This is a genomic window from Neptuniibacter sp. QD37_6 (assembly GCF_047778085.1).
Classification (GTDB): domain Bacteria; phylum Pseudomonadota; class Gammaproteobacteria; order Pseudomonadales; family Balneatricaceae; genus Neptuniibacter.
On the sequence record NZ_CP180550.1, the window covers coordinates 2,540,243 to 2,554,015 of the forward strand.

Genomic DNA, 13,773 nt, shown 5'->3' on the forward strand with positions numbered 1-13,773 from the left:
AAGCCGAATTCGATGCTCTTCAATAATAACCGAGTAATTTAGTGGGAATAATGCATTTTAATACTTTTGCTGTCCAGACTTTTCCCTGTAAAGCCTCCCTTCTTTAGCAGTTAGAAAGGAGACACTTGCCCAGAATACCTACAAACAATATCAATAATGCGTGCATTAGGTAGCACATTGCTCCGCCAATGTTTTCGCACTACAAAAATCGGTTTTACCGCTACCAAGCACAGGTACTTCAGGCACTGCATAAATTTCTGAAGGCAGCGTTAAAGGAGGCATTCCACCTTCTATTAGCTGATTTCTCATTTCAGAAGAATCATGGTCACCTTCAACCAACAAGATAACCTTTTCACCTTTTTTGTTATCGGCTAAGTTCACTGCCACCAGTGGTAACTCAGGTGCATTCAACAACTCTCTGACTTGGCCTTCAACAGAAGTTAAGCTCACCATTTCTCCGCCAATTTTGGCAAAACGACTATAACGGTCAACAATAGTCAGGAAGCCGTCTTCATCGACATGACCTTTATCGCCACTAAGGTACCAACGTAGACCATCCATCTCGACAACAGCAGCTTCAGTCTTCTCACGGTTATTAAGATAACCTTGCATAATCTGAGTACCACCGATCAGGATCAAACCATCTTCACCTGTTGGTAGTTCTTCAAGTGTATCAGGATCAACAATACGGAACGTTGATCCAGGTAGTGCCATACCGACTGTTCCCGGCTTATTACCTACCTGAACTGACCACCAATCCGTATCTAATGAATCAGGTAAGTTTGTGCTGGCAACCGGTGTTGTTTCAGTCGAACCGTAACCTTCAACTACAGGTACATGGAACTTACTTTCAAATAGATCTCGCACCTTAGGATCTAGTTTCTCAGCGCCTGCGACCACAGTGCGCAGTGATTGGAACATCAATGGGTGAACGCGTTTATTACGTGCGTACAGTCGCATAAATGTCGACGTTGCACACATTAGCGTTGCCTTATAGCGAGCTACACCTTTACCTATTTTCACAGCATCGGTTGGATCTGGGTGACAAACTACCGGCATATCTTCGATCAATGGCATAAAGCAGGTCACAGTTAGACCAAATGCATGGAATAACGGCAAGGTTGCCATAATGCAGTCATCATCTCTCACATTAAGAACATCAGCTGTCTGTCGTAGGTTAGCCATGATATTACGATGGCTAAGCATAACCCCTTTAGGTGCTCCTTCACTTCCAGAAGAGAACAAAATCGCCGCCGTATCTTCAAGCTCAGAAGGCTTACATAATAGTGTTTGCAAAATGAAGGTCGGTGCAAGACTAACCAAACCTAATGTGAATATAGCCTCCAGTTTGCTTATTTCAGCTTTAATCTCTTCCATATAAAGCACACGACGGCCTTCAAAAAGACTCTCAATATCGATACCGCGAGCATTTAATTTTTTAACAAACTTCTTCGCCGTAACAATCGTTTGTACCTCAGCTTGCTCCAGAGAAGATTGAAGAGCAGGCATAGGCGCTGTGAAGTTAAGATTTACAACAGTTTTACCTGCCATCAATGAAGCAATATTCGCAATAGCACCGGCACTTGATGTTGGTACCAACAAACCAATATTTTCACCTTCAGTTCGGGCTATACGCTTTTTAAACAAAGCACAGGCGGTTAATAACTTGTTATGACTAAGAGGACCACCATCAACATCGGCGATGGCGTAACCTGAACGCGACGACTTCATACTGCGAACAAAGGCTTGTGGTATTGTCTCCAACGTTTGTGTGTATTGATCCCATGTATGGATCGATAGCTCGAAAACCTTTTTCTTCACTTCTGCTGCGGTACTGCTGATAGGCATCTGAGCACCAAACGCTACAGTGACATCACGCTTTCCAGATTCGTTACGAATCTCTTTCATTTTGTCGGTCGAGCGAGAGAAACGACTACCCCACAAACCCCGCATATAGAAAGGAACAATCACACCTTGGGCATCGACACAGGCTCTTTCAAAACCACGCTTAAACTCACCTAACTGGCCTAAGTGACTAATAGCGCCTTCAGGGAAAAGACAAACCACTTCGCCTGCACTGATAAGTTCCCCCACCTGCTCCAATGCCTGACGACTCTTACCCTTTGAGATAGGAATAACTTTATAGATATCCAAGAACCAACGTAGATACCAACGCTCATAGATGCTTCGTTCCATGACAAAATGGATATGGCGTGGACAAGCCATCTGAATGATCGCCCAATCCAACCAACTAATGTGATTACCCAGCAAAAGTGTTCCTTTACCGGACTCAGGTAAGTTCTCAAAACCTAAGACCTGAAGTTTGTACTTACGACGAAACAACATCATCACCAGTAAACGGATAAATGCCTGTGGCAAAGTAACAATCGCAAACACTGCACCTACAACACCAATCACAGCCAGAAGGAATAGAAGCCACACCCCATCAACACTGTTCCAAGCGAAGACTACTGTCATCGCTAGGAAACCAAGCATCATAAGGTTTTGAATAAAGTTACTACCTGCTAATACACGTCCACTTTCTGATTCACTGGCATGAAACTGAATCAAAGCATTCAATGGCACACACAATAACGCGCCAAACAAGCCAATTGCGAAGAACACAGCGGATTGCATCCACATAGAGCTAAGTTGTGGCAGTAAGATTAAACCTACCGCTACACCGGTAGCGCCGACAGGGATCAAACCGACATTGATGTAATGTTTAGAAAAGCGTCCGACCAAGATTGAACCGAACAATATACCCACACCCGCAAGCGCCATAGTGCCTTGAATCACAAATGTATTGCTCTGTTGTAGATGCTCTTCTGCGAATGCTGGAAATACAGCCAACATAACTTGGCTAATAGACCAAAACAGGGACAAGCCAATAATTGCTAGCCAGATTGGGCGTTTACCTTGTAGCAACTGAATGTTGTTTTTAAGTATTTTTCCTTTTAAGTAAGCCGATTTATCAAACTTAGCAGTTTGATCTGTTTCACGTAACTGCGGTAATTGATATGCAAGATACAACTCAATCAAGGCACCAGCGACTAAGATCCAACCCAATGGCGCATTTTTAATAAGACTTTGTTCTGGCGTAATTTCGTTCATGCCTTCTAAGCGCATTTCAAATAGCAATGAAAACACCACAATTCCGCTAAGGATTGCGATCATGGTGACAGACTGAATCCAAGCATTACCTTCACTTAGATTATTTGTCCCCACCATCTCTTTGATATAGCCATACTTAGCCGGTGAGTAGAATGCACTTTGCAAAGCAAGAATGAAGGTAAGCGCAAACGCAGGAATAAATAACCCTATGTAATAACAAGCGGTTATTAACAAGGTTATGCCAACTGCACCCCATGCAGATAAACGCATGACATTGTTCTTAGGATATTTATCGGCAAGAAAACCAGAGGGGGTAAACAACATAATAAATGGTAATAGGATTAAGCCATTCACAACTGCGGTCAGTAAAATTTGTAGATCGCCCTCATAGGCTTTGAACAGGGTATTTTGGATAACAATTTTATGCCCTAAGTCTACAAATGCATTGATAAATGCCACGCAAACAAAGGCAATAAATCCATTTATTTTAAGTAAGTCTTTCATGTTGTTCTCCAACCCAATTCCGCATGCTTTTTTAGCAGAATACAGGGTAGTAGTCTGCTCTATCTTGTAAGAACGGCTGTTCACCACCAACCGAGATACTAGAAATATATAAGATCCGATTCTTAACATTTGGAACTACAATAGAAGTAGCGATATTTAATACTTCTGGTGAAAATAACCGATAATTCGTAACAGTCTCTAATAAAAAATACTATTTTTATGACATAACGCTGCCTACCAAAGTATCGCCATAAAATAATTGTATTGTCCCTACTTTTAAAGGCAGAATAGATCCATACTGATGTTTTGAACGGTAAACAAAAATGATAACTTCGTTCAGTAAACCTCTAACAATCATATACTTAGTCTTATGCTCATTTCAGGCTTCTGCAATGAACGTAACCTTCATCAATCCTGGTAAACAGGGCGAAAGGTTTTGGGATATGGTTACGGAGACGATGCAAGCGGCAGCCCATGACTTTAATATTAATCTTGAAGTCATATACGCTGAACGCAACCGCGTACATATGGCTGCTTTAGGAATCAAAGCCACTCAGCGAGAAATCCCCCCTGATTATCTAATTCTGGTTAATGAAGAACAGGCCGCTGAAAAAATTTTACTAGCGGCTGCAGAAAAAAACATAAAAACACTTATGCTACTAAGTGACTTTTTACCAAAGCAAAGAGATCGCGTAGGTTTTCCCGGCGGTAAGTACCCGAATCTTCTAGGCGCCATCACCCCCGATTACTTTACTGCGGGAAAGCGCATGATGACTGCGCTATTACACTGCGCAGAACAAAAACAGCATAAGAAACCCTACCATGTTCTAGCGATTGGCGGCGATCAGCTAACGCCGGCCTCAATTGGACGTAACGAAGGAGCGCTCTCTGTTATTCAAAAACACAATGAATTAACACTGGATCGCTTTCTGTACGCTAATTGGAACCAAAAAGATGCTGAGCGACTAACACGGAAGTATCTGCACTGGGCTCAACAAAATCAGATAACCCCCTCTGTAATCTGGGCTGCAAATGATCCTATCGCTTTTGGCGCAAAAGCAGCATTAGAGGCACATAACTTAAAAGCTGGAGAAGATGTATGCTTAGTCGGACTTAACTGGTCCTCAGAAGGTCTAAAGCTAGTGAAAAGCAGGGAAATGCTTTTAACTGATGGAGGGCATTTCCTTGGTGGCGCCTGGTCTATGGTATTACTACATGATTACCATCAACAGCAACTCAAAGGGGTTTATACGCCTATAGGTGATATCCGTTTTCAGATGCAAGGCATTGATAAAACCAACATCGATCTATACTTATCTCATCTAGGCAATGAGCAATGGAATAAAATTGATTTCACCCAATTTTCTATTTCCAATGAAGATAGATCTAGCAACTATGACTTTTCCTTAGAAAAAGTATTCAGTTCTATTACACAATAAAAATAAGGTCGTACATGCTATCTCACTTACGATCACTGCAAGCTAAATTACTTCTGGTATTAATACCTGGAGCATTGATCGCCTTATTAATTTCCTTTGGCTTTTCTGCATACCAAACCTCACAGCAACTTGAGCAGCAGCTACAGGAAAAAAAAGACAGTCTTCAGAGCTTACCCGCCAGTTTGGCTGTACCCCTATGGAACTTTAATACGAAAATTTTACAAAATATTGTTGGTTCAATGATGCTCGACCCGGATTTGCTGAAAGTCGAAGTTCGGGATGAAAGTAATAACATTGTATATGAACAACAATCTGATGAATTGGGGCATGTGGATATCGCCTTTACCCTGGAAGCCCCAATTATCTATAGCAATGCCCATATCACCCAACAAGCCGGCACCATGATAATCATAGTCGGTAATACCCGTTTACAAGCCAATCAGCAACGTGCTTTAAACGAAACCCTAATCACCCTATTAGTCATGGTTATAACGCTGCTAACCACCGTATGGCTTATTTATTATAAATTACTGGGGGGACCTATACAGGCCATACTGCAGGCTATCAAAAGTAGCAAAGGCGATGCTTTTTTTGCGAAAGTGCAACACACATCTAATGATGAGTTAGGCGAAATTGCCAGTGCATTTAACGATATGCAAAATAACATTGAAGAACATCACCTTCGTCTGAAAAACAGTGAGTTACGCCTGAGAACGCTGTACCACTCTACACCATCATTAATTTTCAGCTTTGATCAGCAAGGCATGATCAAAGATGCCAGTGATTATTTCCTGCAAAATCTAGGTTATGATCGAAGGGAAATTGTCGGCCATATTTTAAGCCACCTTCTCTATGATCAAAAAGATACAAACCAAATAAAAGACTGTATTCAAACTCTGTGGCTGAAGGGGAACTTAGCCGAATACCCTATTAATATCAAAACCAAGTCAGGGCAGAAAATGGAAGTCCTGATGGATGCAACCCTTTCCGCCAGTGACTCCTATCCAGGAGCATTAGCCGTCATTACTGATGTCACCAGCCTTAATCAGGCAAGGAGTGAACTGGAATATCAGGCCAATACCGACGCCCTTTCAGGCATAGCAAATCGCAACCAATTCCAAAAGCACCTGCAATTACTATTTGAAAACAGGCAAGAATGTCAAAGTCCTTTTGCTCTATTTTTTATAGACTTGGATCATTTCAAAGCAGTCAACGACACCTTCGGTCACCACGTCGGTGACAAACTAATATGCGCAGCAACCAAACGCATTAGCTCTCAGTTACGTAATGATGACCACATCGCTCGTTTAGGTGGAGATGAGTTTGCAGTAATACTGCAAAACCTCCAGTCTCCAGAAAAAGCTGAAGAAATAGCCAGTCGGATAGTCAGTAAACTGGAAGAAAGCTTTCATTTATCGGCAAGTGATATCTATATTTCTGCGTCAGTGGGTATTTCCATGTTCCCTTCCGATGCCGACAATCCAACCAAGTTAGTACAAAATGCAGATATCGCCATGTACCGTGCAAAAGAGGGGGGGCGTTGCCGTTATGCCTTTTACACACAGGAGCATAATCAACATATTCAACAACGGGCTAGGATAGAAGCGCTATTACGTAGAGCGATTGATGATCAATTACTGGAACTGCATTACCAGCCTATCTTCAACCTTAAAAATGCCCAAATCACCGGCGCAGAAGCTTTATTAAGACTTCGCAACGGTACAGAACTTATTTCTCCAAGCGAATTTATTCCCATTGCCGAAGAAACCGGCTTAATCGTGCCTATTGGAGAATGGTGCATACAACAAGCCTGCCAACAACAGGCCCTCTGGCGTGAAAAGTTAAAGCCGAATTTTTACTTATCTGTAAATGTATCCATACAGCAGTTTCAGTCCAGCCAATTTATCCACTGTATTAAAACTGCAATCGAAGAACATCAAATACCTCCAGCAAATCTCTTAATCGAGATTACAGAAAGCCTGTTACTGCTTGATAACCAGGCGAACCAACGCATATTCAAAGAACTTGGTTCACTTGGCTGTAAGATTGCCATAGATGACTTTGGTACCGGCTTTTCTGCTTTAAGCTATCTGATGAAATTCCCACTAGATATACTAAAAATAGATCGCTCTTTTATCAGTAACTGCACTGATGAAGGGGCTTACCACGGACTAGTCGAAGCGATTATTCAAATGAGTAAAAGTATGCGGCTAGAGGTCATTGCCGAAGGTATTGAAACCCAAGAGCAATTAACAGCTCTTCGTAAAATTGAAAGAAAAGTGTACGCTCAGGGGTACTACTTTTCTAAACCCCTTAACGTAAAAGAATTTGAGGATAAATGGGCCTCCCTTCAACAAGAGGCCCATGAGAAAATTTTGGTTTCACCTAAACGTTAAGAACGTTTACATTGGTTCTTAACGGCGACTTAAATACACACCACACTCAAGATGATCGGTATAAGGGAACTGATCAAAAATCGCAAAGCGCTTTAACTCATGTGTTTGCGTGATAACTTTTAAGTTTTCAGCCAATGTATCTGGGTTACAAGAGATATACAGAATATTGTCATACTCTTGAACTTGCTTAACCGTATCATCATCTAAACCAGAACGCGGTGGATCGACCAAGACTGTTGTAAAGTTACATTCGTTCAATCCAAGATCTTTAGTACGTCGCTTCTCTACTGCACCACTTAATACTTGAGAAAACTCTTCTGAACTAATTCGAACCACATCAACGTTATCAATGTTGTTTTCTTCAATATTAAATTGAGCTGCTCTTACAGATGTTTTCGATATTTCAGTTGCAACAACGCGTCTGAAATTTTGCGCCATTGGCAGCGTAAAATTGCCGTTACCGCAATATAACTCAACCATATCTCCACCGGCATTTTGCGTAGCATCCAATGCCCAAGAGATCATATGACGGCACACTTCGCCGTTTGGTTGAGAGAAACTGTTTTCGACCTGCTTGTAGATATAATCGCGGCCATTGATATCAAGCTTTTCTATTACAAAATCTTGATCCAATAGAATTTTTGTTTTGCGTGAGCGACCGATTAGCTGAATGTTATATTTCTCTTTAAGTTCACGCGCAGCTTCAGTCCATGTTTCATCGATAGGACGATGGTAAAGCAAAGTTACCAGCAGTTCGCCACTTAAGGTACTTAGGAAATCGATTTGAAACAGCTTTCGACGTAACACTTCATTTGGGCGAATGTCTTCAAGCAAATTAAACATAACTTCTTCAATTCGTTTAGACACCATTGGGCAGTGATCTATACGAATACGAGCATGTTTATTGCCCTTTTCAAACATCACATAGTAAAGGTCATCATCTTCGTGCCAAACACGAAACTCACAACGCATACGATAGTGACTTTTTGGCGATTCAAACACCTCTATCTCTGGCAAATCAAAATCAGCAAACTGTTCAGCAGTTGCTGCTTTTTTAACCGCTAATTGCGCTTGGTACTTTTCGGGTTCAACAACAGAGATAGACATTCATGCCTCAAACAAAGAACTTAAAACAGAGAAAAGGGGGATAAATCCCCCTTGATAAAGACGCATATTCTAGCAGGATGATAAGTTAGGCAAAACTACTCTTCACCCCTCCGCAACCTGGATGAGAAAATTTATAGCGACTCGCCAATTGCTGCCAATGATTTACCTTATCTTCCAACCCCAAACGCTCCAAATAGTGATAACTCAGACGACTAGAAATCTGACATCCAAGCACGTTGGTCACATTAGGTAAAATAGCGTCCGCAACATGCACAGCAGTTAGTGCCGAAAAATCATCAGATTTGCTAGATGAAGGGAAATGATGAAACAGAACAGTTTCAATGACGGCAGGAGAAATATTCCAAAGCGATAACAAATATGCACCCGCTTCTGTATGGCTGACACCCATACGCATTTTTTCCACAGCATATAGAGGCTGGTTAAGATCTGTCGCCTCCTGCATAACCTTTTGATAGCCTTCTGGATCATGGGTTGCGAAGATCAACATACCAAAATCTTGTAATAGAGCAGCCAAAAATGCTTGATCAGTTACAACTGGTGACGCTTTTACTGTACGACAGATCTCACGTGCCAAGCCGGCAACTAGAACAGAGCGGTCCCGTATATGGTCAAATGCAAAGCTACTCCAACGTCCATCCTGAGGAAAATGTTCGAATACCTTGTTAGTTAGCACCAAATCCCGTACTTCACGCACACCAAGCAAAGACACCGCTTCTTGCAGACTACTTATGTTACGCTCTAAAACAAAACAAGCCGAATTAACTAATTGTAAGATTTTGGCAGCCATCGCCATATCTTTTTCGATAATCCCTGCAATTATACGAGCATTACTTTTTGGAGAAGATAAGGCCTCGTTGAGCTCTACATAGATATCAGGCAGAGAAGGTAAAACCTTAACACTCCCCACAAGTTCACGCACTTTATCTTGCCCTAGAATTCGTTGTGCTCTCGCACTCTCAGATATTCCTTCACCTAATTGCGCTGGCTCGATGTCTAACGGATAAAGTCGATGACAACATTCAGAAAAAGCGACTCGTGTAGACATACTCATAGGCTTATAAAGACCTACCCTCATTGAGCCTGGTTGAATATCGATAAGAGTTCTAAGGTGAACTAATTCATCTTCTGCTTTAAGGCCACCTAGGTTCAGCAGGATAATGGCGTAGGTTTCCTGCTGTGCAAATTTAAGCAACTGCTCCCAATCCGGGACCAATGTGACTGCGTAATTTAAAAACCCTTTTAGTTCGCTTAAATAAGCTTCAGCATCCGATTTGTCAGAACAGAGAAACAGAGCCTTATCCAGCTCTGCATTGTTTGTATTCATAAAATCACTTTTGGCTGAACACGGGATCTGAACATTAATGACCCTGTGTTCCTAAGAGTTTACATCTCCCTTAACCAACACCGCCTGCAAAAACTCCATCTATCCCTGCAGACCGAACAGTCGATACAGCTTACTTAAGTATGAGCATTTTTCCTAATTTTTGTAGGGTTATATTTATTTCAACAACACTGCTTGTAGCCTGGTGTTCTAAAGTAGTTCATTGTTAGCGGAAAATTGTTGTTCACAAGTCTATTTTTCAATGCTCCGAACAGGTAAATCTCCACAAATTTTCGCCTATTCTTAAAAAACACTCCTTCTTCAGTTAACAGAACTTTAACTGTTCATAAAATCGTCCAAAACGCGTAGAATCTGCGGTCTATTTTTTTAATGATTTTAGGTTTTCAGGCAGATCATGACTGACAGCAAACGCAAAATTCTTGTAACAAGCGCCCTTCCGTATGCTAATGGCCCTATCCATCTTGGTCATTTGGTGGAATATATCCAGACTGATATCTGGGTTCGCTTCCAGAAGCAACGTGGCCATCAATGTACATATGTTTGTGCTGATGATGCTCACGGCACGCCAATTATGCTCAAAGCTGATCAGATGGGTATTTCACCGCAAGAATTGATCGATAAAGTAAGCGAAGAGCACCAGCGTGACTTCTCTGGCTTTATGGTTGGTTTTGATAACTATCACTCTACCCATTCACCTGAAAACCAGCATTTCTCCTCGAAGATCTACACAGCTTTACGTGATGGCGGTCATATTGCTAAAAAGACTATCACTCAGGCATATGATCCAGAGAAAGAGATGTTCCTTCCTGACCGTTTCGTTAAGGGTGATTGCCCTAAGTGTGGCGAACCAGATCAGTATGGCGATTCCTGTGAAAAATGTGGTGCTACCTACAGCCCTGTTGAATTGAAAAATGCGTACTCCGCAGTTTCTGGTGCGAAACCAATTGAAAAAGAGTCCGAGCACTACTTCTTCAAACTAGGTGATTTCGAATGGTTCTTACGCAACTGGGTAGATAACCATGTTCAGGAACAGATGATTCATAAACTGAATGAGTGGTTCGAGTCCGGCTTACAAAACTGGGATATTTCCCGTGATGCACCTTACTGGGGTTTTGAAATTCCAGATGCTCCAGGCAAATACTTCTACGTATGGCTAGATGCCCCTATCGGTTACATGGCCAGCTTTAAAAACTGGTGTGATAAGAACGGTGTCGATTTTGACGAATACTGGTCTGAATCATCAGAAACTGAGCTATACCACTTTATCGGTAAAGATATCGCTTACTTCCACACCCTATTCTGGCCAGCAATGCTAGAAGGTGCAGGTTTCCGTAAGCCAACAGGAGTTTTCTGTCACGGTTTCTTAACCGTTGATGGTCAAAAGATGTCTAAGTCTCGCGGCACGTTCATTATGGCTGAGACATACCTTAAGCATCTACGCCCTGAATACCTGCGTTACTACTTTGCAGCTAAGTTAAGCTCAGGCATCGATGATATCGACCTAAACTTAGAAGACTTCCGTATGCGTGTAAACGCAGACTTGGTCAACAAAGTTATCAACATCGCTTCTCGCTGTGCTGGCTTTATCAAGAAGAAGTTCGATGGTGAAATGGCACCTGCTCTATCTGAGCCTGCGCTATACCAAGAAGCGGTTGCTGCTGGCGAAAACATTGCCAACGCTTATGAAAATCGCGAATTCGGCAAAGCTATGCGTGAAATTATGGCGCTTGCTGATAAAGCTAACCAGTACATCGACAACGCTGAACCTTGGGTACTTGCTAAACAAGAAGGTCAGGAACAAGCGGTACAAGATTGCTGTTCAATGGGCATCAACTTGTTCCGTGTCATTCTGACTTACCTTGCGCCTGTACTTCCGCAAGTTGCAGAAGAAGCTCAAGCTTTCCTAAATGTTGAGAATATGGCGTGGGATGCTATTGAAGCTCCTCTACTTAGCCATAAGATCAATAAGTTCAAGCCGTTGATGCAGCGTGTAGAAGAAGACAAAGTAAACGCAATTATCGAAGAGACTAAAGAAGTCTTGGCCGCACTTGCTGCTGCGACTGAGCAAAGCTCCAAAGCAGATAAAGGCCCATTAGCTGACGAGCCAATCGCTGATACTATTGAGTTCCCAGATTTTGCTAAAGTCGATCTGCGTGTTGTACGCATCGCCAAAGCAGAACATGTTAAAGGCGCGAATAAGCTTCTACAGTTAACGCTAGATTTAGGTGGTGAAACACGTAATGTCTTTGCAGGCATTAAATCCGCATATGCTCCTGAAGATCTAGAAGGTAAGCTAACCGTGATGGTTGCTAACCTTGCTCCTAGAAAGATGAAGTTCGGTGTTTCCGAAGGTATGGTTCTGGCAGCGGGCCCAGGAGGTGAAGATCTATGGATCCTCAATCCAGACGAAGGTGCACAACCTGGTATGCGCATTAAGTAATTCAATAAGGGGGCAGCTATTCTGCCCCTTTTTTCTTTCCGCTCTCAATACGCTTCCCCTCGCCCTTTAATCTTCAATTTCTTCAAGTTTTATCACTTCACAACAACTTAGCTACCCAATTTCTTTTTCATTGAAATTAAAGGGTTATATTTCAAAGCAAGAAGGTCTATGCTGTTGGATAAGGTCTTTTGCTAACCATTAAAGATTGGCTAACACACCTTAGATACCGACGATTTTTTTCAGGAGCAGATATGCCGTATAACGAAGAGATCATGCAAGAATTGAATGTATTGAATATGTTTAACCTCGATACAACGCAAGAAGGTATTAAAGTTCACTCCTCCGCTAAACCCGAGATTATTGCTGCTACACAGCGCCTGTTTGATAAAGGTTTAGTCACGCAAACCGATGGTGGATATTTAACACCATTAGGGCACGACGCAGCTGAAAACAGCCAAACGCTATTGACCATACTATTGACCGAAAGTCGCTTATAGTTCACAAAAATAAAGGGCCTTCCGGCCCTTTATCTATTTGTTAATGCCTCAGAGACCAGCATCTGGATGAGTAGCTATAAAGTGCTCCATAACTCTACGTAGCAAAGCTGCATGTTCATCATCACCTTTCCTTTCAGCCTTAGTGATGTCATCCAAAATAATACGCTTAATAAGCTTCTCACCTTGGTGTTCTACCAAATAGTTACCCATCGCCATAGCTATGATAGGGTCAACATGTTCATGCTCAGCAATCGCGTCTACTTCAGATGCAGATAGGCCGCTCATTTCCAAACACTCTTGATAAGTTAACATGGCTAAACACCTCTTCCTCATTGAAACCTAAGTACATTCTTGTACATCCTTGCCTAAAGGTTTTCTAACCTTGGCACTTTCAGTGTAAATCAAATAGCCAGTTCCGGTATTCGTGAATGGATAAAGATCAAGCAAGGCTGATTGAGATCAAACTATTGCAAAAATTAAACAGCACTCTAATATCCAACTGCAGATAACACTTGAATTAGAAGGCATAAAAATGACCCTAAATGAATTTCTTCAGCAACTAGATAACAACCCTGAACTTGATTTTGAAGACACTATGCAAGTGATCTCAGATAACTATGAATTTTCGCCGACAGCTTTTTCTAATGGCGATGTTCAGAATGAGGTCGGGCAAAATGAAGGTAGCTGTAAGATCTTTGCATTTGCACAATTAAACAATTTAGACAAAGAACAAACGTTACGCTGCTTCGGCCGTTTTTATCAGGACGTATTAAATACACCTGAAGGCGATGATCATGGAAATATTCGTAACTTCATGAAAACGGGTTGGGAAGGCATTTCATTCAGCGGATCAGCTCTATCATAAAGTTTAAAAAGCACCCCTGAATGGGGTGCTTTGAATTCCAGTGATACT

9 protein-coding genes are annotated in these 13,773 nt (G+C 41.9%); 5 read left to right on the forward strand and 4 right to left on the reverse strand.

Going from position 1 to position 13,773, the window contains the following annotated elements; translation table 11 throughout:
- Window positions 1-165 precede the first annotated feature (165 nt).
- Window positions 166-3,618, reverse strand: a complete 3,453-nt coding sequence (locus ACMXYO_RS12150; RefSeq protein WP_415885369.1) for an acyl-[ACP]--phospholipid O-acyltransferase — start codon at window positions 3,616-3,618, stop codon at window positions 166-168.
- Between the two features lie 392 nt (window positions 3,619-4,010).
- Between ACMXYO_RS12150 and ACMXYO_RS12155 the strand changes: the two genes are divergently transcribed.
- Together ACMXYO_RS12155 and ACMXYO_RS12160 are read left to right on the forward strand one after the other, a co-directional pair.
- Window positions 4,011-5,057, forward strand: coding sequence for an ABC transporter substrate-binding protein (locus ACMXYO_RS12155; protein ID WP_415885370.1), 1,047 nt, complete (start codon window positions 4,011-4,013; stop codon window positions 5,055-5,057).
- A 14-nt stretch (window positions 5,058-5,071) separates the two neighbouring features.
- Window positions 5,072-7,453 carry an EAL domain-containing protein gene (locus ACMXYO_RS12160; RefSeq protein ID WP_415885371.1) on the forward strand — a complete coding sequence of 794 codons (2,382 nt, stop codon included), beginning with the start codon at window positions 5,072-5,074 and terminating at the stop codon, window positions 7,451-7,453.
- 18 nt (window positions 7,454-7,471) lie between these two features.
- Here the strand turns inward: ACMXYO_RS12160 and trmA are convergent, their stop codons facing one another.
- Window positions 7,472-8,560 carry a tRNA (uridine(54)-C5)-methyltransferase TrmA gene (trmA, locus tag ACMXYO_RS12165; RefSeq protein WP_415885372.1) on the reverse strand — a complete coding sequence of 363 codons (1,089 nt, stop codon included), beginning with the start codon at window positions 8,558-8,560 and terminating at the stop codon, window positions 7,472-7,474.
- Between the two features lie 85 nt (window positions 8,561-8,645).
- Entirely contained in the window at window positions 8,646-9,905 is a 1,260-nt protein-coding gene (locus ACMXYO_RS12170) for an HDOD domain-containing protein (protein ID WP_415885373.1), read from the reverse strand.
- Between the two features lie 412 nt (window positions 9,906-10,317).
- Here ACMXYO_RS12170 and metG point away from each other — a divergent pair, with 412 nt between their 5' ends.
- On the forward strand, window positions 10,318-12,363 hold the full coding sequence (gene metG, locus ACMXYO_RS12175; RefSeq protein ID WP_415885374.1) for a methionine--tRNA ligase: 2,046 nt from the start codon (window positions 10,318-10,320) through the stop codon (window positions 12,361-12,363).
- Between the two features lie 251 nt (window positions 12,364-12,614).
- Window positions 12,615-12,860 (forward strand): TIGR02647 family protein, encoded by a 246-nt coding sequence (locus tag ACMXYO_RS12180; RefSeq protein WP_415881899.1) that lies wholly within the window; start codon window positions 12,615-12,617, stop codon window positions 12,858-12,860.
- Between the two features lie 48 nt (window positions 12,861-12,908).
- Here ACMXYO_RS12180 and ACMXYO_RS12185 read toward each other — a convergent pair whose 3' ends face one another.
- Window positions 12,909-13,172, reverse strand: a complete 264-nt coding sequence (locus tag ACMXYO_RS12185) for a hypothetical protein (RefSeq protein WP_415885375.1) — start codon at window positions 13,170-13,172, stop codon at window positions 12,909-12,911.
- 220 nt (window positions 13,173-13,392) lie between these two features.
- Between ACMXYO_RS12185 and ACMXYO_RS12190 the strand changes: the two genes are divergently transcribed.
- Window positions 13,393-13,725 (forward strand): HopJ type III effector protein, encoded by a 333-nt coding sequence (locus ACMXYO_RS12190; RefSeq protein WP_415885376.1) that lies wholly within the window; start codon window positions 13,393-13,395, stop codon window positions 13,723-13,725.
- Window positions 13,726-13,773: the final 48 nt, after the last annotated feature.